The organism is Nocardiopsis sp. iso_25 (assembly GCF_056173305.1).
This window is the reverse complement of record NZ_CM149667.1, coordinates 1,759,163-1,781,330: the sequence shown is the minus strand read 5'-3', so window position 1 is coordinate 1,781,330 and position 22,168 is coordinate 1,759,163. Positions and strand designations below refer to the sequence as shown.

Genomic DNA, 22,168 nt, shown 5'->3' with positions numbered 1-22,168 from the left:
CGCACGCGGACGGCCGCGGAGCCCCGCGCTCCGGGTCGCGGCGACGGACGGGGAGGATGGCGGGTTACCGGCGAACGTGGTCAAGACCACGCAAAACGCACATACGGGAACGGTCAGCGCCGCCCCGACCGGCTCCGGACACGGGCGAAGGGGCCCCGGAGGGCCGCCCGGCCGCCGGGCACGGCCGCCACGACGGTCCGGCGGCCGGGCCCAGGGCCGGGACGCCGGATCTCAGGTCACCCGGCCCCGGCGGGAGAAGCGCTCATGGCGCCACTCCCCCGTCTCCACGACCTCCAGCAGGGCCTGCGCGGCGTCCCACACGTCGACGTAGCGCAGGTAGAGCGGGGTGAACCCGAACCGCATGACGTCGGGGGCGCGGAAGTCGCCGACCACACCGCGCGCGATGAGCGCCTGCACGATCGGGTACCCGGCGCCCTCCTCCGGCTGCACCAGGGCCACCTGGCTGCCGCGCCGCGCGTGCTCCGCCGGGGTGATCGAGGAGATCCCCGCCCGGGCCGCGCGCTCCAGGAACAGGTCGGTCATGGCCAGGCTCTTGGCGCGCACCAGTTCCATGTCCGCCCGCGCCCACACGTCCAGACTCGCCTCCAGGGCGGCGTCGGCCACCAGCGGCTGCGAACCGCTCAGGAAGCGCGACACCCCCTCGGCGGGCTCGTAGTCCGCGGTGAAGTCGAAGGGGCGCGCGTGCCCGTGCCAGCCGCTCAAGGGCTGGTCGGCTGCGGCGTGGTGGCGGCGTGCGGCGTACAGGAACGCGGGGGCGCCCGGACCCGCGTTGAGGTACTTGTAGGTGCACCCCACCGCGAAGTCGGCGCCGCTGCCGGACAGGTCGACGGGGACCGCGCCCGCGCTGTGGCACAGGTCCCAGACCACCAGGGCGCCGTGCTCGTGGGCCAGGCGGGTGATGCCGGGCATGTCGCGCAGGGTGCCGCTGCGGTAGTCCACGTGGCTGAGCAGCAGGACAGCGACGTCGCCCCGCTCCAGGTCCCGGGCCAGCCCGGGGCCGTCGGGGTCCACGCGCCTCTGCGTGGCGCCCGTCAGCGAGGCCGCCCCCTCCGCGACGTACAGGTCGGTGGGGAAGTTGCCCGCCTCGCCCAGCACCACCGAGCGGTCGGACATGCGCAGCGCCGCGACCAGGGTCTTGAACAGGTTGGCCGAGGTCCCGTCGCCGACGACCACCTCGTCGGCCGCCGCGCCGACCAGCGGCGCGATCTTGGCGCCCAGGGTGCGCGGCTTGTCCCACCACCCGGCGTCGTTCCAGCTGCGGATGAGGTCGCGCCCCCACTCGCGTTCGATCATGTCGGCGACCCGGCCGGGGGTGGAGCGCGGCAGCGCGCCCAGCGAGTTGCCGTCCAGGTAGACCAGGCCCTCGGGGAGGACGAACTCCTCCCGGAAGGAGGCGAGGGGGTCGGCCGCGTCGAGCGCGGCACAGTCCGCGCGGGTGGCGGGGGTCATCGGGGTCCTGCTTCCTCGTGGCGGCGGGTGGGAACGGGTCAGACGGTACTGCGGAGGGACCACAGCTCGGGGAAGACGTCCTGCTCGGCGTTGCGCGCCAGCCAGTTCAGGCCGTTGGAGCCGCCGCTGCCGGGCCTGCCGCCCAGGGTGCGCTTGACGGCGACAAGGTGGCGCTGACGCCACCGGGTGACCCGCTCGGCGACGTCGAGCAGCGCCTCGGCCAGCAGGAACAGCTCGTTGCCGGGCGCGTCGTGGGCGTAGACGGCCTTCCAGGCCTCCTCCACGCCGGGGCTGGCCTCGTAGGACAGGGTCCAGTCGCGCTCGACGCGGTCCCCGGGGACGGGCAAACCGCGGCGGTGCAGCAGCCGCAGCGCCGCGTCGTAGAGTCCGGGGCGCTCCAGCAGGGCGGTGAGGTCGCCGACGACGCCGTCCATGGCCTTGTGCGGGCGGATCATGGCGGCGGACTTGTTGCCGAGCAGGAACTCCAGCTTGCGGTAGCCGTAGGACTGAAAGCCCGAGGCCTCGCCGAAGGAGTCTCGGAAGCGGTTGAACTCGGTGGGCGTCATGTCGGCGAGCAGGCCCCAGGAGTCGTTGAGCACGTCCTGGGCGTTGCGTGCGCGGCGCAGCCAGGCCAGGGCGCCGGGCACGTCGTCGGCCTCCAGCGCGTCGCGCGCGGCCTCCCAGCGCTCCCGCACCAGGGCGAACAGCAGCTCCATGACCTGGGTGGCGATGATGAACGAGGGCTCGGCGGGCTCCGCGGTGCGCGGCTTCTGCAGGGACAGCAGGGTCTCGATACCGGCGTAGTCGACGTAGGGGGTCGCACGGTCGAAGGACAGGGTCGGGCTGTCGTCCCCGGCGCTCCGGGCCGCCTCGGCCCCGCCGGGGCCACCGGCGTACGGACACTGCTGGGCGGTCGTGGTGAGCATGCGAAACCCCTTGTCGCGATCGCGTGTACGGCGGCGCGCCCGCGGCGCCTCGGGCGGAGGGGTCCGCCCCCGCACACGGCCGCCGGGCGCGTGAGGTGACATCATCGGGCACCCGCGCCCCGAACAGGAAGGGCCGTCGCACACGCGAAGGGGACACTGGCCTAGCATTCGTAAGTCGTTGTGACTCTCGACTTTGGGAACGCAAAGTATGACATCACGGTTGGCAACCCCGCTGGACAGCGTTGACCAGCGCATCCTCGCCGAGCTCCAGCGGGACGGGCGCCTGTCCTTCAACGAACTGTCCCGGCGGGTGAACCTGTCCGCGCCCGCCGTCGCCGACCGCGTACGGCGCCTGACCGACCGCGGGGTGATCACCGGCTACCACGCGCACGTGGACCCGGCCGCGGCCGGGCTGCCCGTGACCGCCCTGGTGCGCATGGAGTGCTTCGGCGCGCACTGCCTGCTGCGCGACGAGGCGTCGCTGGCGATGCCGGAGATCCTCCAGGTGCACCGGGTGACCGGCGACGACTGCTGCGTCCTGCTCATCGCGGTCCGCTCCATGGAGCACTTCGAGGAGGTCATCGACAGGCTCGCCGAGCATGGCCGCCCCTCCAGCACCATGGTCATGTCCAGCCCCGTGCCCTGGCGCCCGGTGAGCGCCCCGGTGACCGGGCGGCCCTGAACGCAGGGGCCGCGGCCGCCCGGCACTACCGCGGTCCGGCGCCGGACCCGGCGCCGAGGACGCCCAGCAGGGCCAGGGCCTCGGCGCCGGAGGACCCGGGCGGCGCGCTGTAGAGCACCAGGTGCTGGTCGCGGTCGGTGAGCGCGAGCGCGTCGCAGTCGACGGTGACCTCCCCGACGACCGGGTGCAGGAAGGTCTTGGTGAGCGTCCGCGCGGCCTGCACGTCGTGCCGCTCCCAGAGCCGGACGAAGTCGGGGCTGGCCTCGCGGAGCTCGTCGACGAGGCCGGTCACCGCGGGGTCCTCCGGGTAGCGGGCGAGGGCGGAGCGCAGCTCCATGACCACGTGGTGCCGGAACCCGGCGGCGTCGGAGTCCCCGTACAGCGCCGTGCCGGGCCGCGCCGGCCCGAGGAACGCCTGACGCGCGAGGTTGCGCTCCCTCGGGGTGAGTTCGCCGAAGTCGTGCAGGAGCGCGGCCGCGAGGTCGTTCCAGGCGAGGACCTCGAACACGGCGGACATCACGATCCCGGCCGTCGAGGGCAGGCGTTCGAGGAGGGCGAGGATGCTGGGGCGCACGTCGCGCCGGTGCAGCCGGGTGCGGTTCGGCGCGGTGCCCGCGAGGACGTGGAGGTGGTCGGACTCGGCGTCCGTGAGCCGCAGCGCGTCCGCGATCGCGGCGAGGACCTCGCCCGACGGCCGCGGCGCCCTGGCCTGTTCGAGCCGGACGTAGTACTCCGTGGAGATGTGCGCGAGGACCGCCACCTCCTCGCGGCGAAGACCCGGTGTCCGCCGACGCGGGCCCGAGGGGAGGCCGACGTCCGACGGCCGCAGCCGTTCGCGGCGGCTGCGGAGGAAGGCCCCGAGTCCCTGTTTGTCCATACCCCCGATTCTGCACGCCGCGCGGCGGCGGATCCTGGTACCGCCTGTACCTGGATCCGGCCCGGAGGTCGAGCTGACACTGTCAACATGACGAACGACATCGACACCTCACCAGTCGGCCTGCTCACCGGCAAGGTCGTCCTCATCACCGGCGCCAGCCGGGGGATCGGGGCGGCCGCCGCCCGCCTCTTCGCACGGGAGGGCGCGTCCGTCGTGCTCGCCGCCCGCGGCACGGACGCCCTACAAGGGCTCGTCACCGAGATCCGCGCCGACGGCGGCGACGCGGAGGCGGTGACCATGGACCTCGCCGACCGGGCGAGCATCCGCGCGGCGGTCGGGCGCGTGGAGGAACTGCACGGCGGACTCGACGGCGCGTTCAACAACGGAGCGGCGGTCCAGCGGCCCGGCCCGCTGGACGCGACGAGCGAGGAGGACGTCGAGACGCAGTTCACGGTGAACTTCCGGGGGCAGTGGACCGCGATGACGGCCGAGGCCGAGCTGATGCGCCGAAGCGGCGGCGGGGCGGTCGTCAACACCTCCAGCGTCGGCAGCCGCCGCGCCAACCCCGCCCTGCCCGCGTACGGCGCGATGAAGCGCGCGCTCAACAGCATCACCGAGTCCGCCGCCGTGACCTGGGCCCGGCAGGGGATCCGCGTGAACGGCATCACCCCCGGCGCTACCGCGACGGAGATGCTCGACGCGTGGGAGGCGGTGTCCCCGGGCGTCATCGAGCACAACAGGGCGGCGACCCCGCTCGGCCGCCTGGCCGAGCCCCGCGAGGTGGCCGAGGTGGCCGCGTGGCTCCTCAGCGACCGGGCCTCGATGGTGACGGGCGCGATCGTGCCCGTGGACGGGGGGCTGGGCGCCTGAGGCGGGGCGGAGGGAGCGGGGCCGAGCGGAGCGGGACCGGAGCGGGCGGGGCGGCGACGGGCCGCACCGGCCCCGCCCGGACAGGACCTACAGTTTCGGGATGAGCGTTCTCATCGACACCCCGGTCTGGCCGGGGCCGCGCGGCTGGCTGTTCGCGCACCTGGTCAGCGACAGCTCCTACGAGGAGCTGCACGCCTTCGCCCGCGCGCTCGGGGTGGACCCGCGGGCATTCGAGCGCGACCACTACGACATCCCCGAGCACCTGCACGCGCGGGCCCTGGAACTGGGCGCCGAGCACGTCAGCGGGCGCGAGCTGGTCACGCGCCTGCGCGCGTCCGGGCTGCGGCGGCCCAAGGCCGCCCGGCTGACCGGCACGGCCTGACACGGCGCTCCGCCCTGCCCGCACGCGCACGCCGCCGCGTCGCCTCACCCACCGGACGGCGGCCGGTTCAGGGCGGGGGCGGCTCCACCGGGGGCGGGGCGTTCAACCGGTCGAGTTCGGCGAGCACGTTCACCCGGGCCCGCGCCTCCCAGCGCGCCCGCCCGGCCGTGGTGTGGAACAGGTGCGGCGCCTCCAGCAGCGACCGCAGCACCGCGCTCCGGCCCGTACGGAAGTCCTCGTCGGGAACGTGCCGGTACTCGGCGCGCACTGCCGTGGTGTAGGCCAGGTACTCGTCGGCGGGGGCGGCCAGCACCGACAGGTCGGCGTCGCAGAGCACCGCGCCGTCGGCGTCCCACCTGCCCGGCCGGTGCGTCGCGGTCACCCCGACCAGGCGCACGACCTCGCGGACCCGCGCGGTCCCCATCCCCGTCAGGGACAGCAGCCGCTCGGCGAGCCGCGCGCTCTCGCGCTCGTCGCGGCCCGGGACCCCCTCGTAGACGGCGTCGTGGAACCAGACCGCGTAGCGCACGAGGTCGGCGTCGCGCACCCTCTCCTCGCGGAGCAGCAGGTCGACTGCGCGCAGCACGGCCTCCAGGTGGGTGGGCGTGTGGTAGCGGCGGTGCGGCTCGTTCCAGCGGCCCAGGAGTTCGGCGCCGGCCGCCACCGCCTCGGGTCCGTCCCCGGCGAGTCCGCGCCAGGCGGCTTCCAGCCACGCGTCGTCCATACTCCCCATTCTCCCCCGTCGCGGCGGGTCAGCCCGGCGCCGTGTCAGGTGTCGGAGGTGTCCACGAGCCCGGCCTCGTGCGCGAGGATGGCCGCCTGCACCCTGTTGCGCATCTCCAGCCGGTTGAGGATGGCGCTGACGTAGCTCTTGACGGTGCCCTCCACGAGGAACAGCCGGTCGGCGATGTCGGCGTTGGACAGGCCCGCCCCCACCAGGGCCAGCACCTCGCGCTCGCGCCGGGTGAGCTCCCCGACCCGGGCGACGGCCGCCGCCTCCCGGGCGGCCCGGGGCCCGCCGAACCGGGCGATGACCTGGCGCGCCACCTGGGGGGACAGGTAGGCGCCGCCGTCGGCGACCGCGTGCACCCCGGCGATCAGCTCGCGCGGGTCGCCCGCCTTGAGCAGGAAGCCGCTGGCGCCGCCGCCGAGCGCCTGGGAGATGTAGCTGTCCTCCCCGAAGGTGGTGAGGATGACCACGGCGGTCTCGGGCGCGACCCTGCGGATCTCCGACGTGGCGGCGAGGCCGTCCATCCGGGGCATCCGGATGTCCAGCAGCGCCACGTCGGGTCGGTGGGAGAGCACCAGGTCCACGGCCTCGCGGCCGTCCGCGGCCTCGGCGACCACGTCGATCTCCGGATCGCTGCGCATGATCGCCCGTACCCCGGCGCGGATCATCGCCTCGTCGTCGGCGAGCAGCACCCTGATCACGTGTGTCCCTCTTCCCTGTGTCCGTCGCGGGTCCGCGTGGTCACCGTAGCGGCGCCTCGCCCTTGGTCAGCAGCCGCCCCTCGGAGAAGCAGAGCTGGTAGAAGAACGTCTCCTCGCTGAGGAACACGCCGTCGCTGCGGTAGTAGCTGCACGTGGCTCCCGGGGGGACGGCGTCCTGCGCCAGCACGCTCGCGTCCATGTACACCGAGTTCGGCGGCAGGGCCTCCTCGACCTCGGCCTGGGGGTCGCCGACGGTCAGGTCGGCGAACTCCTCGGGGGACAGGGTGCTGCTCTCCATGTTCGTGACGCCGATCCAGCCCAGCCCGAGCACGATCGCCACGGCGGCGGTGACCGGGACCAGGGCCAGTATCATCGTCCAACCGCGCACCCGGCGGCGGGCGGCGAGCTGGAGCTGGTCGATCTGGGCCGCCTCCCCGTCCTCGTCGGGCCCCGCCCCGGCGGTGCCGTCCAGCGGCATGGTCGCGCAGACCTCCCAGCCGCCGTCGCCGTTCGGTCCGGCGGCGAAGGATCCCCCGGTCAGGCGGACGCGCTCGCGCAGGCCGATGAGTCCGCGCCTGCCGCCCGGGCCGGTGTCGGGGCACGGCCCCGGGGGCGCGGAGTTGGTGACCCTGGCCTCCACCTGCTCCCCGCTGGCGGTCAGCCACACGGTCACGTCGGCGCCGGGGGCGTACTTGGCGGCGTTGGTGAGCGACTCCTGGACGACCCGGTGGACCGCGCGGTCGACCATCGGCGGCAGGCGGCCGGTGTCGCCGTCGCGCACCAGCACGACCCGCATGCCGGAGTCGCGGACACGTTCGACCAGCGCGGGGACGCCCTCGCCCGCGGGGGTCATGGGCGCGGGTTCGGTGTCGGCGCGCAGCACGCCGATGATCTCCCGCAGGCTGTGGGTGGCGTCGACCGCGGTGATCCGCAGCTCGGACGCGGAGCGGCGGTGCTCCTCGTCCAGGTCGGGGCTGACCTCCAGGGCCCCGGCGCGCAGGGCGATGAGGCTGAGCTCGTGGCCGAGGGAGTCGTGCATGTCCTGGGCGATGCGGGAACGCTCGCGCAGTCTGGCCTCGTCGACGGTGAGGCGGTGCTCGCGCTGGAGCTGGCGGGCGTGCTCCCATCCGGCCTCGGCCAGGGCCACGTGCTGGCGCCGGTAGACGCCCACCAGCCAGGGGAGCACGGCGGTGAACACGACGGTGCTCACTGTGGCGGGCCATACCGCGGGCACTTCGGGCCCCAACAGCGCTCCGACCGCCGTCCACAGGACGGTCACGGACGTGAAGAGCACCAGCGCCGACCACACCGTGGGGACGCGGCGGCCCACCAGGTAGGCGACGCACAGCAGCAGGACGCTGAAGCCGTACACCCAGAACGAGCCGATCAGCGCCACGGTCAGGGCGAGCAGCGGGTAGAGGCGGCACAGCACCACGGTCAGCGCGGTCAGCGCCACCGCGGCGCACGCGGTGGCGAGCGCCTCGGCGGCCGACGTCTCCCCGGCGCGCCAGCGGATGAGCATCTCCCCCAGGCACAGGGCGGCGATCGCAGCCCCGAACAGCACGTCGCGCCAGACGGCGGCCCGGGTGGGCCAGCCCCCGAGCGGAGTCAGCGCACGCCGAAGGCCCGCGCGCGGTACGGAGAGGTCCATGCGGGTGAACCTACACATCGGGGGCGGGTCGGCGGCACCGTCGAAAGTCAGGGCGGGGCCACCCCTTTCCGGCGGTCGGCGCCCGCGCCCGCCCCTCCCCGCGCGGCGCGTCCGGCGGGAACGCCGCGGGGCCCGCCGGGGACGCGGAAGCCCCCGCACGGGTACCGGGAGGCCCGCCGGGGCCCGAAAGACGCCCGTGCGGGCGCCGCGAGGGCCCGCCCACCGACGAGGGCCATATCATGGGATGAATTTTGGCCCTTTCGCGATGAACCGAGCCGTACGGCCGTGCCGGGATCCGGGGGTCGGCGACCACGACCGCGGACAGGGGCCGGATGTCACCTTTGGACACGCTGCGGCGCATGCACCACATCGCCGGGTGGCCGCTGCTCCTGAGCACCTTCCTCGCCCGCCTGCCCATCTCCATGTCCCTGATCGGCCTGCTCACCCTGGTCACCACCACGACCGGGAGCGTGGCCGCCGCGGGTGCGGTGACCGGCGCCTTCGCGCTCGGGGAGACCGTGGGCGGGCCCGTCATCGCCCGTTTCGCCGACCGGCGCGGGCAGCGCGTCCCGGTGCTGGTCACCTCGCTCGTGGACGCCGTGCTCATCACCGTGCTCGTGACCGCCGTCCTGGCGGAGGCCTCCGCCCCGGTCCTGGCCGTGCTGGCCGCCGTGGCGGGCCTGTGCATGCCCCAGATCGGCCCCATGGCGCGCACGCGCTGGGTGGTGCTCATCCGGCGGGGGCCGCACCGGGGCGAGGAGCGCGAGCGTTCGGTGTCCGCGGCGATGTCGGTCGAGGGCGTGCTGGACGAGGCCGCGTTCGTCCTGGGCCCCGCCCTGGTGGGTCTGCTCACCGTGACGCTCTCCCCTGCGGCGAGCGTGCTGGGCGCGGCCGTGCTCATCGGCGTGTTCGGGACCGTGTTCGCCCTGCACCCCACCGCGCCGCCCGGGACCCCGCCGGTGCGGGGCGCCGGGGGCCGCATCGCCACTCCCGCGCTGCTGGTGCTGGCCGTCCCCATGTTCTGCCAGGGCCTGTTCTTCGGCGGCATGTCCACCGGCGTGACCGCGTTCTCCGCCGCCTCCGGGCACGGGGACCTGTCCGGGCTGATGTACGCGGTGATGGGCACCAGCAGCGCCGTCGCGGGCCTGCTGATGGCATCCGTCCCCGTGGGCTTCCCGCTCACCGCGCGGACCCGGATCGCGGCGGGCGCGCTGTTCCTGCTCACCCTGCCGCTGTACGCGGCCCACGGCGCGGCCGCCCTGGCGGTGGCCATCTTCGTCCTGGGCGCCGCGATCGGCCCGCACATCGTGAGCCTGTTCGGGCTGATCGAGAGGGCCGCCCCGGCCAGCCGCCTGTCGCAGTCGATGGCCGTCGTCCTGAGCTGCCTGATCCTGGGCCAGGCGCTGGGGTCGTCGATCGCGGGCGTCCTGGCCGACGCGTACGGCCACCAGGGGGCGTTCGTGCTGGCCACGCTGGGCGGCCTGCTCTCCTTCGCGGTGACCGTCCTGGTGATGCGCGCCCGCTGGTACGTGCGCGGCGAACCGTCCTCTCCGGCGACGGTGACACGTTCCACTCCGGGCGCCTGAGAGGGGTGACGGGGGAGGTCAGAGGGTGTGTCGGGGTGATTCGGGGAACATCAGGCGTTAAACCCGCGTTAAAGAGGGACCCATCATTCTGACTCCGACCTAGGCTCGATGATCGTGCTCGATCTACTGGCCACCATCGGCCCCCGCCGCAGAGAGGTGCCCGTGCCCCAGCTCAACGGGCTCGCCCGCGTCACCCTGTCGGTCCGCGACCGCGACGAGAGTGTGCGCTTCTACCGCACGGTCCTGGGTTTCCGGGTCCTCGGCAAGCGCGACCACGAGGGCACACGGCGCACCGAGTGCCAGCACCCTGCCTCCGGGCTGCTGCTGGCGCTCATCCAGCACCGCGACAACTTCAAGGGCAGGTTCGACCGCAGGCACTGCGGCCTGGACCGGCTCACCCTGGGCGTGGAGAACCTGGGTGAACTGGAGGCCTGGGAGGAGCGCTTCGCGGAGATGGATGTGGAGCACTCCCCGGTGATGCACGGCGAGGAGGGCTCCACCCTGCTCTTCTACGACCCGGACGGCACCGAACTGGCCCTGTTCGCCCACGCGGAGCTCGACGCCGACGAGGACTGAGCCGCGCGGAACCCCGGCCCGGGCCTCGGCCGCACGCGCCGCCGACCGGGCGGGGAGCGGGCTCGGACCCCGAGCCCCCGGGGAGCCCGGTGGGCGCCCCGCTCCTCCTACTCCACCTCGACCAGCTTCAGGCGCACGTCGCGCTCGGCGAGGTCGTCCACGGCCGAGCGCGGGAGCCGGTCGTCGGTGATGATCAGGTCGAACTCCTCCAGGCTCGCCACCCTGAAGGTGCCGAACTTGCCGTACTTGGTGCTGTCGACCGTGAGCACGCTCTTGGAGGCGATCCGCAGCAGCGCCTGCTTGGCGACCACCTTGGCCTCGGAGGGCGTGGTCGACCCGCGCTCGGCGTCCCAGGAGCTGCTGGCGATGAAGGCCAGGTCGACGTTCACCTGGCGCAGGAAGTCGGCGGTGAAGCGCCCGACCGAGGAGTGGTCGGAGTGCGAGACCACCCCGCCGGTGTGGATCAGCTCGATCCCCGGGTACTCCATCAGGTGGCCCACGACGTTGAAGTCGCTGGTGATGACGGTCAGGCCGACCTTGTCGGTGAGCAGCGGGACCATCTGCAGCGTGGTCGTGCCCGCGTCCAGGTAGATGGTGAAGTTCTCCCGGACCAGGTCGGCCGCCGCGCGCGCTATGGCCCGCTTGGCGGGCACCTCCAGCTGCGCCTTGGCCAGGTAGGAGGGCTCGCTCTTGAGCCGCGCCGCGAGCCGCACTCCCCCGGTGACCGACAGCACCTTGCCGTCGTTCTCCAGCGCCTGGATGTCACGCCGGACCGTCATGTGGGACACGGACAGCATCGACGTGAGCTCGTTGATGCTCAGCACGTGGCGCTCCTGAAGGAGCTTGAGGATGTGCTCTCGTCTCTGGTCCGGAATCATCGTTCGCCTCACACTCCAGGGACGGTCATGGGGCGCCGTGCGGTCACGACGCCGTGTAACAAAGTTTCCCAGCTCGCCGCACCCCGTCGGCGTCGCCGACGACGTGAGTCCGCTCGCAATCGCGGTGCCACGCAACGGCAACACCGTTCCTGGCGGGGCGCCGCACACCCGTCCGCGCCCGCCCCCGGCGGGCGTTTTTCCTGTTTGCACCACGTAAAGCGGAAGTCTTTGCCACCCTTGACGACATGACGTTGTCCATCGCACTGCGCGGAGACACCGCACGCTTCCCGGGAAACACCCTCCCGGCCCTGCGTTCAGCCTCGCGTGCCGGGGCTGACCTGGTCAAGATCGACGTCCACCTCACCTCCGACGGCTATCCCGTCCTGGTGGACGAACGGCTCGTGGCCCTTCCCGGTTCCCCGCCCCGACCCGTGGGGGACCTGACCCTGGCCGAGATCGCCACCGCCCGCGACGACGTGGAGCGGCGCGTGCCCACCCTGATGGAGGTGCTCGCGGAGTACACCGGCGTCGCGCCCCCTCCCCTGCTCGTGGACGCCGGCGCGCCCGACGCGGCGCTGGCGGCGGACAGCCTGCTGCGGGCGCGCGGGTTCGGCGACCAGGTGCTCTTCACCGGTTCCACCGAGACCCTCGACGCCCTGCGCGGCCGCAGCGCCGAGGCCCGGCTGATGCTGGCCTGGGACAAGCCGGGCCCTCCGCCCGAGGACGTGGTGCGGACCCTGCGTCCGACCTTCCTGGGCACGCACTACACGCTGCTGACCCGGGAACTGGTCGCGGAGATGCACCTGCGCGGCTACCTCGTCACGGCGTGGACGGTGAACGACTTCCCCGAGATGGCGCGCGTGGTGGGCATGGGCGTGGACGCGCTCGCCACCGAGCGGATCGAGGACCTGGTGTCTCTGACCAGCGGCCGGGAGCGGCGGGCACCGGCCGCCGGTCCGGTCTGAGGGCGGGGGGCGCGGAACCGGTCCGGTGAAAGACCACACGCCCTCCCACCCTCTCCGGGGGCGTACTCCGAGCGATGAGACAGCACATGACGGCCGACACATCCCCTCACGCGCTCCGCACCACGGCACCCGTCCTGGACTGCGCGGCGCACCTGTTCGCCCAGCACGGCCCACAAGGCCTGGCGATGTCCGAACTGACCTCCCGGATCTCCGACGAGACCGGGGCCGACCCCGCCGCGCTCAGGCGCGCCTTCCCCACCCGGTTCGACCTGGCCTACGCCGTCGTGCTGCGCTCCACACGGGAGCGGGTGCACGGGCAACTGGCCGCGGACCGGCCGGACCGGCCCGCGAAGGAACGCATGTCCACGCTGGTCAGACGGCACGTGGAGACCGGTTGGCGGCACCGGGCGGCGACCGCGCTGGGGCACGAGCTGCTTCCGGTGCTGCGGGCCATCCACCCGGCCCGCCACCGCGAGGTCACCTCCCTGACGCGGGCGTACCGCGAGCACGTGCGCGGCATCATCCTGGACGGCGTGACCCGCGGGGACTTCGGGGTGCGCGAGCCAGGACGGGTCGCCGACGAGGTGCTGGAGACCTTCGACTCCCTGCTGCACTGGTACGACCCCGGGGCCGGGCTGAGCCTGGACGACCTCGGCGCCGTCCACGTCGACCTCGTGCTCCACCACCACCTGGGGTGCCCGCGCTGACCGGACGGCCGCGGCGGGTGCCGTGCCCCGCGCCGGGCCCTCCCCCTAGCCTCCGACGAGCTGGTAGAGGTCCACCGACTCGGCCAGCGCGCGCAGTCCGGCGTCCCCCGGGTGGAGGTGGTCTCCCGAGTCGTAGGCGGGCAGCATGCGGCTGGGGTCCTGCGGGTCGCGCAGGACCGCGTCGAAGTCCCACACGCCGTCGAAGGGCGACAGGGGGTCGTTCGTCTGCGCCCTCAGGTGGTCGTTGACCTGCTGGCGGGCCCGGTCGACCTCCTCGGTGCAGCGCGTCTCGCCCCCGCAGGGACCGAGCGTGGCCACGAACACCCGCATGCCGTTCTCGCGGGCCAGCCCCGCGATCTCCTCGATCCCGGCGATCACCGACTCGGGCGGGGTGCTCCAGCGCAGGTCGTTGATCCCGGCGAAGACGACCAGGGTGTTCACCCCGCTCTGGGCCAGCACGTCCCGGTGCACCCGGTGGGTCAGCGCCACCCCGGTGGGGTTGGTGGAGACTCCCTCGCCCGGGTAGCCGTCCCGGATCACGTGGTTCCCGGCCACACCGAGGTTGAGCACGCCCGGGTCGGGCAGCCCCGGCTGCTCGGACAGCCGGGCGCTGAGCACGTCGGGCCAGCGGGCGTGGGCGTCGGGGGTGGAGCGGATCCCGTCGGTGATGGAGTCGCCGAAGGCGGCGATCGCGCCCGGTCCCCCGGAGACCTCCACCGCGGTGAGGAAGGGCCACTGCGCGACCCGGCCGGTGAACGGCTCCCCCGTGGTCTCCAGGGTCAGGTCTCCGCTTCCGGGCGCGCTGGTGTAGTTGGTGTCCACCGAGGCGTAGTGCACCGGCGCGGTGGTCACCCGCTCGGGCAGGTGGACGCTGACCAGCACGTCGCTCTGCGGCGGCAGGAGCATCTCGACGGGGTCGCTGAACACCTGTCCCCCGGCCGGGATGACGGTGTCGGAGCGCCCCTCGAAGGTGAGCGGGACCGCGGCGCCGCGGGAGGCTGCGCCGCTCCCGCGCAGTGCCACGGAGGCCGCGCCCACGGTGACGGGGGCGGCGGCGAAGGTGTTGTCCAGGCGGATGCGGACCGTGTGGCCGCCGGTGGTCGTGCGCACCGACAGCCGCAGCGTCTGGTCCTGCCAGGGACCCACCTCCATGTAGCCGGAGGTGGCGCGCGCCCAGGTGCCCGTCCACTCCGTGTCCGCGGCGCGCCCGCCCACGGAGAACACGTGGATGCGGCCCGCCCCGTCAGCGGTCTCGGGCAGCACCACGTGGGAGATCTCGCGGGCGGGGTCCACGGTGACGCCGCGCGCGTACAGGCGTGCCGCGCCGAGGGCGGGGCTGGGACCGGCGTGCCGCGCGGAGTTGGCGTAGGGCAGGGTGAGCGCGGCCTCGCTCGCGGGCCCGGCGGTCCAGTGCGGCACCGACAGGGTGAACTCCTGCTCCCGGCCGTCGGCGTAGACCACCCGGCCGGTTCCGGTGGCCTCGGCCTGGACGCCGTCGGTGCGGGTCGCGGTGGCCAGGAAGGTGAGCGACCGGTAGCGCTCGTCCGCGAGCCGCAGGAACTGGCCGTCCGAGACCAGGTGGTCGGGGCGGCCGGGGGCGTAGTCGGGCAGCTCCATGGGCGTGCCGAGCAGGACCACCTCGCGGCCGGGCGTCCACCCGGCGGCGGCCAGCGCCTGGGAGGACAGGCTGTTCCCGGAGCCGTCGAGGTCGACGGTGGCGACGGAGGTGTCCCGGGAGACGCCGATCCGGTCGACGAGGCCGCTGAAGGGGACGGCGTTCACCGCGGGGACGGTCTGCTCCCTGGACTCTGAGGGACCGGCGCCCTCGTCCCGGGAGACGGCGGTGCTGACCACGACCACGAGGAGCACCGCCGCGGCCGCCGCGGCCAGGCCGCGCAGCAGGCGGGGACGGAGCTCCGCCCCGTGCCGGTGGGTTCCGCGCCGCCGTGTGCCGTCCGCTCCCAACGCTCGCCTCTCCCCCCGAATGCATCTGTCCACCGACTGTCGGACGCCGCCGCGCGCGCCGTGGTTGTTGAGACGTGGACCACCGCGCCCCTCGGAACGGCCGCCAGTGTAAACGAGCCGCCTCCGCCGGTCGCGGAGGTTCCGGGATGTACTGGACGGCGGGTCGTATGGCCTGCGACCTGCACGGAACGGGAAAACGCGCAGGAGCTTCCGATTCGGGCAGGAGTGCCGCCATATTCGTCCGATGTCGGCCCGGGAAATCGGACGTCCGTTATTCGGATACCGCCCTGAGGACTTCCCCGGAAGGAAAGAACATACCAAAGGCCCTATAAGTAGACAAAATACAGACGAAGAAACGGACGCCGCGACCCCGGGGCCGTGGCGCCGCCTCCCCGGCCCGCACCCGGAAGAGGGCGGGTCACGGGGGGTGCCGGGGGATCGGCGGAGCACGTGACGCGGGTGTCCAGCGCCTTCGGCCGGAACGGTCGGCCGCCGCGCCGCGGAACGGCGGCCGACCGCCCGCCGCGCGAACTCGCGCGCCTATTGCGCGCCCGCGGACCGCGCTGGCGGTTTCCGGGCACAAGCCCGCGGCAAAGAAAGCGCCACTGCCCTGTATCCACAGGTCAGCGGCGCTTTTTTCGTGTTCGGAGAGGGTAGGCCGGGCAGGACTCGAACCCGCGACCCAGGGATTATGAGTCCCCTGCTCTAACCAACTGAGCTACCGGCCCGCCGTGATCGGCAAACGCCATCCTAACAGGGTGGGTCCGACGTTTCCCCGCCCTAAATCCGTTACCGGACAGGGCCTCCCGGCCGCCCGCCCGGGACGGCGCGAAGACACGTACCGCGCACCTGGGTCACAGCACGCGGGAGCGCGCGGTCTAGGGTGGTGAGGTGCGGCGCGCGCCTGGACGGCCCCCAGCGCCCGGTACCGAAGCCGCGTCGAACCCGTTGTGAGCATCGCGGGTCGCGAAACGTCGTCAGGGAGAGTTCACGTCATGTCCAAAGCACCCGTCAACGTCACCGTCACCGGCGCCGCCGGCCAGATCGGCTACGCGCTGCTGTTCCGGATCGCCTCCGGCCAGCTGCTCGGCGCCGACACCCCGGTGAAGCTGCGCCTGCTGGAGATCCCGCAGGCCGTCAAGGCCGCCGAGGGCACGGCGATGGAGCTGGACGACTGCGCCTTCCCGCTGCTCCGGGGCATCGACATCTTCGACGACGCCACCCAGGCCTTCCAGGGCGCCAACGTCGCCCTGCTGGTCGGCGCCCGCCCGCGCGGCAAGGGCATGGAGCGCGGCGACCTGCTGGAGGCCAACGGCGGCATCTTCAAGCCCCAGGGCGAGGCGATCAACGCCGGTGCGGCCGACGACATCCGCGTGCTGGTGGTGGGCAACCCCGCCAACACCAACGCCCTCATCGCGCAGAGCCACGCCCCGGACGTCCCGGCCGAGCGCTTCACCGCGATGACCCGCCTGGACCACAATCGCGCGCTCACCCAGCTCGCCAAGAAGCTCGACGTGTCGATCAACGACATCAAGAAGCTCACGATCTGGGGCAACCACTCCGCCACCCAGTACCCGGACGTGTTCAACGCCGAGGTCAACGGCGCCAACGCGGCCAAGGCCGTCGGCGACCAGGCCTGGCTGGAGAACGACTTCATCCCGACCGTCGCCAAGCGCGGCGCCGCGATCATCGAGGCCCGTGGCGCCTCCTCGGCGGCCTCCGCCGCCAACGCCGCCATCGACCACGTCCACGACTGGGTCAACGGCACCCCCGAGGGCGACTGGACCTCCGCGGCCATCCCCTCCGACGGCTCCTACGGCGTGCCCGAGGGCATCATCTCCTCCTTCCCCGTCGTCTCGCGCGGCGGCAGGTGGGAGATCGTGCAGGGCCTGGAGATCGACGACTTCTCCCGCGCCCGCATCGACGCCTCCGTCAAGGAGCTGGTCGAGGAGCGCGACACCGTCAAGCAGCTCGGCCTGGTCTGAGCACCGCGACGCGCACCGGGACACCGGTGACGTGACGGGCGCACCCCGCGCGGGGTGCGCCCGTCGTCGTCGCGGGGCCCCGGGCCCGCGCGCGGCGGCCGCCGTCCCCAAGGGGGCCGGGAAGCAGGCAGTATAGAGACCGTGAGTCTCATCGATGTGCTTCCGGCCGAACCAGAACCCGACTCCCTCTTCGAGGCGTTCGCTTTGTGGGCCGAGGAGCGGGGCCTCACCCTCTACCCGCACCAGGAGGAGGCCCTCATCGAGGTCGTCTCCGGGTCCAACGTCATCCTCAACACCCCCACCGGCTCGGGCAAGAGCATGGTGGCGACCGGCGCGCTCTTCGCCGCGCTGGCCCGTGACGAGTGCGCGTTCTACACCGCGCCCATCAAGGCGCTGGTGTCGGAGAAGTTCTTCGACCTGTGCAAGATCTTCGGCACCGACAACGTCGGCATGATGACCGGCGACGCCAGCGTCAACGCCGACGCGCCCATCGTGTGCTGCACGGCGGAGGTCCTGGCCCAGATCGCCCTGGCCGAGGGCGCGAACGCCGACATCAACACGGTCGTCATGGACGAGTTCCACTTCTACGCCGAGCCCGACCGCGGGTGGGCGTGGCAGGTGCCGCTGCTGGAGATGCCGCAGGCGCAGTTCCTGCTGATGTCGGCCACCCTGGGCGACGTCAGCCGCTTCGAGGAGGACCTGGAGAAGCGCACCGGGCGCTCCACCGCCGTGGTGGCCTCGGCCGAGCGCCCCGTCCCCCTCTACTACGACTACCGGGTCACCCCGCTGCACGAGACGCTGGAGGAGCTGCTCGGCAGCGGCAACGCCCCCGTGTACATCGTGCACTTCACCCAGGCACAGGCGGTCGAGCGCGCGCAGTCGCTGACCAGCATCAACATGTGCACCAAGGAGGAGAAGGCGGCGATCGCCGCGGAGATCGGCAACTTCCGCTTCACCACCAAGTTCGGCCGCAACCTGTCCCGCTACGTGCGGCACGGCATCGGCGTGCACCACGCGGGCATGCTGCCCAAGTACCGGCGCCTGGTCGAACGCCTGGCGCAGTCGGGGCTGCTCAAGGTGATCTGCGGCACCGACACCCTGGGTGTGGGCGTGAACGTGCCCATCCGCACGGTGCTGTTCACCGCGCTGAGCAAGTACGACGGGGTGCGCGTGCGCCGCCTGCGCGCCCGCGAGTTCCACCAGATCGCCGGGCGCGCGGGCCGCGCCGGGTTCGACACCGTGGGCAACGTGGTGGCCCAGGCGCCAGAGCACGTCATCGAGAACGAGAAGGCGCTGGCCAAGGTCGGCGACGACGCCAAGAAGCGGCGCAAGGTGGTGCGCAAGAAGGCCCCGGAGGGTTTCGTCTCCTGGGACGAGGCCACCTTCACCAAGCTCATCGAGTCCGACCCCGAGCCCCTGACCTCGCGGTTCAGGGTCAGCAACGCCATGCTGCTGAGCGTGATCGCCCGCCCGGGCGACTGCTTCCCGGCTATGAAGCACCTGCTCACCGAGAACCACGACGACCGACCCAGGCAGCGCCGCCACATCAGCGAGGCCATCGCCATCTACCGGTCGCTGCTGGACGGCGGGATCGTGGAAGCGCTCCCCGAGCCCGACGCGCAGGGGCGCACCGCGCGGCTGACCGTGGACCTCCAGGCCGACTTCGCGCTCAACCAGCCGCTGTCCACGTTCGCGCTGGCCGCGCTGGACCTGCTGGACAAGGAGTCGCCCACGTACCCGCTGGACGTGCTCAGCGTGGTGGAGTCCACCCTGGACGACCCGCGGCAGATCCTGGGCGCCCAGCTCAACAAGGCGCGCGGCGAGGCCGTCCAGCAGATGAAGATGGACGGCATCGAGTACGACGAGCGCATGGAGCGGCTGGAGGAGGTCGACTACCCCAAGCCGCTGGAGGAGCTGCTCGGCCACGCCTACGAGGTGTACCGGCGCGGCCACCCGTGGGTGGGCGACCACCCGCTCCGTCCCAAGACGGTGGCCCGGGACATGTACGAGCGGGCGATGACCTTCACCGAGTACGTGGGCTTCTACGAGCTGGCCCGCTCGGAGGGGCTCGTGCTGCGCTACCTGGCCAGCGCGTACAAGGCGCTCAACCAGACGGTGCCCGACGACGCCAAGACCGAGGAGCTGCGCGACCTCATCGAGTGGCTGGGCGAGCTGGTCCGCCAGGTGGACTCCAGTCTGCTGGACGAGTGGGAGCAGCTGACCAACCCCGAGGCGGAGGTGCCGGAGGACGCGGCCGCCGCCGAGGAGAAGGTGCGGCCCGTCACCACCAACGAGCGGGCGTTCCGGGTGCTGGTGCGCAACGAGATGTTCCGCCGCGTGGAGTTGGCCGCCCTGCGCCGCCACGACGAACTCGGGCGGCTGGACGAGGACGGGGAGTGGGACGCCGAGGCCTGGGAGGAGGCCCTGGACGCCTACTTCGAGGAGCACGACGCGATCGGGACCGGTCCGGACGCGCGCGGCCCGGCGATGCTGCTCATCGAGAAGGAGCCGGAGCTGTGGCGGGTCCGCCAGGTCTTCGCCGACCCGGCGGGCGACCACGACTGGGGCATCAGCGCCGAGGTGGACCTGGCCGCGTCCGACGCCGAGGGGCGCGCGGTGGTGCACGTGGCGGACGTGGACCGGCTGTAGGGGCAGGCGGTACCGGCAGCGGCAGCGGACGGTGACCGGTTGACGGGTACGGCCGGTCGGCGGGTACGGCCTGTTGACGGGTGCGACCAGTGAAGGGTGCGACCGGTTACCACGGCGAACGCGGTCGGCCGCGGGCACCGCTCGGCGCGCGGACACCGCTGGCCGCGCGGGAGCGGCCGTTTCCGGGCACGCTCATGCCGTCTGGGGAGGTGGGCCCCCTGTATCAAGCAGACACCCGCGGCCATGGGCGGCGCCACCCCCGGTTCCGGCCTGTGGACAACCCGGGTCGGGCCGCCTCCGGCGGGTAGAAAGGACGACACGGGGTCCGGCGCCGCCGGACCCGCTCCCCTGCCCGCCGACCCCTCCCGTTCCAGCGGTCGTGCGGACCTTCACACACAGGAGGTTCGACCATGCCCCTTCCCCTGATCGCCTGGGCCGTCGCCGCGGGAGGCGCCGCGGCCGCCGCCTACGTCGCCCGCCGGATGTCCAGGGACGAGGAGTTCGCCGGAAGGGTTCGCGAGGTGGCCGGTTCCTTCAGCAGGTCGGTGTCGGCCAGCGACGTACTCGACGGACTCCTGGAGATGGAGGAATCCGTCGCCATGCGCCACCTCGACGCCAGGGCGCCCCGGATGAGCGCCCAGGAGTGGGACGACTTCTCCGGGGCGGTGCACGCCCGCGTCACCAATCCCTACGAGGACGAGGAGACCAAGGCCCGCACGCGCCGCCTGTACTCCTACGCGGGCAACCTCAGATGACGCGGCCGCCGTCCACCGGGCTCCCGCTCAGCCCAGCAGGTGGGCGTTGACCTCGCGCACGCCACCGGCCAGGTCGGGCCGCTCCACGACCGTCCGGCCCGCCGCGCGCAGGCGTTCGGCGCCGTCGCAGTCCACGAACACGGAGGGCTCGCGCCAGGCGAACACCACGCGCGCGACGGGCGTGGCCAGGATCAGCGCCGAGCAGGACAGCGGCCGGGAGGCACGGGAGCTGCACGGTTCCAGGGACGAGTACAGGGTGGCTCCGGCCAGCCGGGGGTCGTCGGCGTCCACCTCCCGCAGGGCCGCCTCCTCGGCGTGGTCGTGCGGGTCGTCACGGCGCGAGTAGCCCTCGCCCAGGACGGTGCCGTCGGCGGCGACCACGGCGCAGCCCACCGAGAACGCCGTGTCCGAGGGCGGACAGGAGCGGGACAGCTCGACGGTGCGGCGCAGCCACCGGGCGTCGGACTCCCCCTCGGCGGGGGGCGGACCGGCGCTCACGCCCACTCCCCCGGGGCCAGCCGGTAGCGCAGGACCGCCACGTCGCCCAGCGCCCTGGCCTCCACCAGCCGCATCGGCGCGTCGGGGGTCTGCGGGAAGGTGCCGGGCACGACGAAGCGCGGGGCGTCCTCCTGTCCCACCAGGAAGGGGGCCACCGCCAAGCGGAGCTCGTCGACCAACCCCGAGGTGAGGAAGAGGGTGTGGATGTGCCCTCCGCCCTCGACCAGCAGGCGGGCGACGCCCCGGGCGGCCAGGTCGGCCAGCACGGCCCGGGCGGTGGGCGGGTCCCCGGCGTCCACGACCTCGGCGGGCGGGTCGGCGGCGGGGCGGTCGGCCAGCGCGCGCCGGGCGGCGTCCACGCCCGCGCCGCCGGTGTAGACGACGGCTCCCGCGTCCCCGGTGGCGAAGAAGCGGGCCGCGGGGTCGAACTTGCCGCTGCGGGTGACCAGGGCCTTGAGCAGGTGCTCGGTGCGCCCGCGCTCCCGGCGGCGTTCGCGCAGCCGCGGGGAGCGCACCAGCAGTCTGGGGTTGTCGGCGCGCAGGGTGCCGGCGCCGACGAGGATGGCGTCGCACTCCGCCCGTAGTTCGTCGACCTCGGCGAAGTCGGCCTCGTTGGACAGGCGCAGCCGCTCGGGCCCGGTGTCGTCGATGCGTCCGTCGACCGACATGGCGCAGCTGAGGATGGTGTACGGGCGGTCCATGGCCCCAGGCTAGGCCACGGCGCGGGGCCGGGCGGTCCGCCGCCGGGGGTACCGCGTACAGGAGTGCCCGGGGAGTGCACGCGTAAGGAGGGCCGTCCGTGCCCGGGGAACGCCCGCATCCGAGGAGTGTCCGGGTCCGCGAGAGCCCGCGACCGGAAGGGTCAGCGGCTGCAAGGGGCAGCGTCCGAGCGGTGTTCCGGCGTTTTCGGACCGCCGCGCCGCCGTTCACCGGTTGCGCCGCATTCCTGGGCACGGTAAGGAATTTCCGCAGGTGGCGACTGCGTACTCGGAATTTGCCTCCGATATGAGCGGGGAACGCTTTTCGCCGTTCCCGCACGGGGAAGGAGCCCGCGGCTCTGCTCCGGGGGCGGGACACAACCACCCTTACCCACACGTCTCCACCGCCACACACGCGCGCTCACGGAACCCGGGAAGCCCGTAGTCACGGGCTTGCGGCCTCCGGATCCCCATCCCGATTCCTCCCATAATGGACATTAGGTGTATAACCCCTAGCCCACCCAGGACCGCCCTTCGCCGCACCCCGCAGTACTTCCCGGGCACCGCGAACACCGATTTTTATGACCGGAGTCTGTGACTCGGTTAACAACACCGCT

At 73.2% G+C, this 22,168-nt stretch carries 20 protein-coding genes and 1 tRNA gene; 10 read left to right on the top strand and 11 right to left on the bottom strand.

From position 1 onward, the window contains the following. Window positions 1-231: 231 nt before the first annotated feature. Together kynU and AC0VX6_RS07775 are read right to left on the bottom strand one after the other, a co-directional pair. Window positions 232-1,470 (bottom strand): kynureninase, encoded by a 1,239-nt coding sequence (kynU, locus tag AC0VX6_RS07780; RefSeq protein WP_274976830.1) that lies wholly within the window; start codon window positions 1,468-1,470, stop codon window positions 232-234. Between the two features lie 38 nt (window positions 1,471-1,508). Then, the gene (locus AC0VX6_RS07775; protein WP_274976829.1) at window positions 1,509-2,396 is read right to left on the bottom strand and encodes a tryptophan 2,3-dioxygenase; all 888 of its coding nucleotides are present in this window, start codon (window positions 2,394-2,396) and stop codon (window positions 1,509-1,511) included. Between the two features lie 208 nt (window positions 2,397-2,604). Here AC0VX6_RS07775 and AC0VX6_RS07770 point away from each other — a divergent pair, with 208 nt between their 5' ends. Beyond that, complete coding sequence (locus AC0VX6_RS07770; RefSeq protein WP_274976828.1) at window positions 2,605-3,078, top strand: Lrp/AsnC family transcriptional regulator; 474 nt, start codon at window positions 2,605-2,607, stop codon at window positions 3,076-3,078. Between the two features lie 25 nt (window positions 3,079-3,103). Here AC0VX6_RS07770 and AC0VX6_RS07765 read toward each other — a convergent pair whose 3' ends face one another. Continuing rightward, window positions 3,104-3,955: a helix-turn-helix transcriptional regulator gene (locus AC0VX6_RS07765; protein ID WP_475467945.1), complete on the bottom strand. Its 852-nt coding sequence runs from the start codon at window positions 3,953-3,955 to the stop codon at window positions 3,104-3,106. Window positions 3,956-4,042: 87 nt separating this feature from the next. Between AC0VX6_RS07765 and AC0VX6_RS07760 the strand changes: the two genes are divergently transcribed. Together AC0VX6_RS07760 and AC0VX6_RS07755 are read left to right on the top strand one after the other, a co-directional pair. Beyond that, window positions 4,043-4,825, top strand: coding sequence for an SDR family NAD(P)-dependent oxidoreductase (locus AC0VX6_RS07760; protein WP_475467943.1), 783 nt, complete (start codon window positions 4,043-4,045; stop codon window positions 4,823-4,825). Window positions 4,826-4,925: 100 nt separating this feature from the next. After that, window positions 4,926-5,207: a DUF4031 domain-containing protein gene (locus tag AC0VX6_RS07755; protein ID WP_013151835.1), complete on the top strand. Its 282-nt coding sequence runs from the start codon at window positions 4,926-4,928 to the stop codon at window positions 5,205-5,207. A 67-nt stretch (window positions 5,208-5,274) separates the two neighbouring features. Here AC0VX6_RS07755 and AC0VX6_RS07750 read toward each other — a convergent pair whose 3' ends face one another. Genes AC0VX6_RS07750 through AC0VX6_RS07740 form a run of 3 tightly spaced genes read right to left on the bottom strand, consistent with a single transcriptional unit; the run spans window position 5,275 to window position 8,289 of the window. Next, entirely contained in the window at window positions 5,275-5,931 is a 657-nt protein-coding gene (locus AC0VX6_RS07750; RefSeq protein WP_274976825.1) for an HD domain-containing protein, read from the bottom strand. A 44-nt stretch (window positions 5,932-5,975) separates the two neighbouring features. After that, complete coding sequence (locus AC0VX6_RS07745) at window positions 5,976-6,638, bottom strand: response regulator (protein WP_274976824.1); 663 nt, start codon at window positions 6,636-6,638, stop codon at window positions 5,976-5,978. A gap of 40 nt (window positions 6,639-6,678) precedes the next feature. Further along, complete coding sequence (locus AC0VX6_RS07740; protein WP_274976823.1) at window positions 6,679-8,289, bottom strand: sensor histidine kinase; 1,611 nt, start codon at window positions 8,287-8,289, stop codon at window positions 6,679-6,681. Window positions 8,290-8,621: 332 nt separating this feature from the next. On the opposite strand from AC0VX6_RS07740, the gene AC0VX6_RS07735 reads away from it, so the two are divergent. Both AC0VX6_RS07735 and AC0VX6_RS07730 read left to right on the top strand, forming a co-directional pair. After that, window positions 8,622-9,875 (top strand): MFS transporter, encoded by a 1,254-nt coding sequence (locus AC0VX6_RS07735; RefSeq protein ID WP_274976822.1) that lies wholly within the window; start codon window positions 8,622-8,624, stop codon window positions 9,873-9,875. Window positions 9,876-9,983: 108 nt separating this feature from the next. Continuing rightward, a complete protein-coding gene (locus AC0VX6_RS07730; RefSeq protein ID WP_047868282.1) occupies window positions 9,984-10,451 on the top strand; it encodes a VOC family protein in 468 nt (155 codons plus the stop codon). A gap of 107 nt (window positions 10,452-10,558) precedes the next feature. Here AC0VX6_RS07730 and AC0VX6_RS07725 read toward each other — a convergent pair whose 3' ends face one another. Next, complete coding sequence (locus AC0VX6_RS07725) at window positions 10,559-11,329, bottom strand: DeoR/GlpR family DNA-binding transcription regulator (protein WP_013151829.1); 771 nt, start codon at window positions 11,327-11,329, stop codon at window positions 10,559-10,561. Window positions 11,330-11,574: 245 nt separating this feature from the next. Between AC0VX6_RS07725 and AC0VX6_RS07720 the strand changes: the two genes are divergently transcribed. After that, window positions 11,575-12,294, top strand: a complete 720-nt coding sequence (locus AC0VX6_RS07720; RefSeq protein ID WP_274976821.1) for a glycerophosphodiester phosphodiesterase — start codon at window positions 11,575-11,577, stop codon at window positions 12,292-12,294. Window positions 12,295-12,380: 86 nt separating this feature from the next. Next, a complete protein-coding gene (locus AC0VX6_RS07715; protein WP_248774113.1) occupies window positions 12,381-13,001 on the top strand; it encodes a TetR/AcrR family transcriptional regulator in 621 nt (206 codons plus the stop codon). Window positions 13,002-13,046: 45 nt separating this feature from the next. On the opposite strand, the gene AC0VX6_RS07710 is transcribed toward AC0VX6_RS07715, so the two are convergent. Together AC0VX6_RS07710 and AC0VX6_RS07705 are read right to left on the bottom strand one after the other, a co-directional pair. Further along, window positions 13,047-14,966 (bottom strand): GDSL-type esterase/lipase family protein, encoded by a 1,920-nt coding sequence (locus tag AC0VX6_RS07710; protein ID WP_475467940.1) that lies wholly within the window; start codon window positions 14,964-14,966, stop codon window positions 13,047-13,049. A gap of 654 nt (window positions 14,967-15,620) precedes the next feature. Further along, a tRNA-Ile gene (locus AC0VX6_RS07705) sits at window positions 15,621-15,694 on the bottom strand. Window positions 15,695-15,961: 267 nt separating this feature from the next. Between AC0VX6_RS07705 and AC0VX6_RS07700 the strand changes: the two genes are divergently transcribed. From AC0VX6_RS07700 to AC0VX6_RS07690, 3 genes are all read left to right on the top strand, one after another. Further along, entirely contained in the window at window positions 15,962-16,951 is a 990-nt protein-coding gene (locus AC0VX6_RS07700) for a malate dehydrogenase (protein ID WP_274976819.1), read from the top strand. Window positions 16,952-17,107: 156 nt separating this feature from the next. Further along, window positions 17,108-19,600: a DEAD/DEAH box helicase gene (locus AC0VX6_RS07695; RefSeq protein ID WP_274978082.1), complete on the top strand. Its 2,493-nt coding sequence runs from the start codon at window positions 17,108-17,110 to the stop codon at window positions 19,598-19,600. Window positions 19,601-20,010: 410 nt separating this feature from the next. After that, on the top strand, window positions 20,011-20,355 hold the full coding sequence (locus tag AC0VX6_RS07690; protein WP_274976818.1) for a hypothetical protein: 345 nt from the start codon (window positions 20,011-20,013) through the stop codon (window positions 20,353-20,355). Between the two features lie 27 nt (window positions 20,356-20,382). Here the strand turns inward: AC0VX6_RS07690 and AC0VX6_RS07685 are convergent, their stop codons facing one another. Continuing rightward, a complete protein-coding gene (locus tag AC0VX6_RS07685) occupies window positions 20,383-20,853 on the bottom strand; it encodes a dCMP deaminase (RefSeq protein ID WP_475467939.1) in 471 nt (156 codons plus the stop codon). Next, a complete protein-coding gene (locus AC0VX6_RS07680) occupies window positions 20,850-21,554 on the bottom strand; it encodes a RibD family protein (RefSeq protein ID WP_475467938.1) in 705 nt (234 codons plus the stop codon). The genes AC0VX6_RS07685 and AC0VX6_RS07680 overlap by 4 nt, the downstream gene beginning before the upstream one ends. Window positions 21,555-22,168 lie beyond the last annotated feature (614 nt).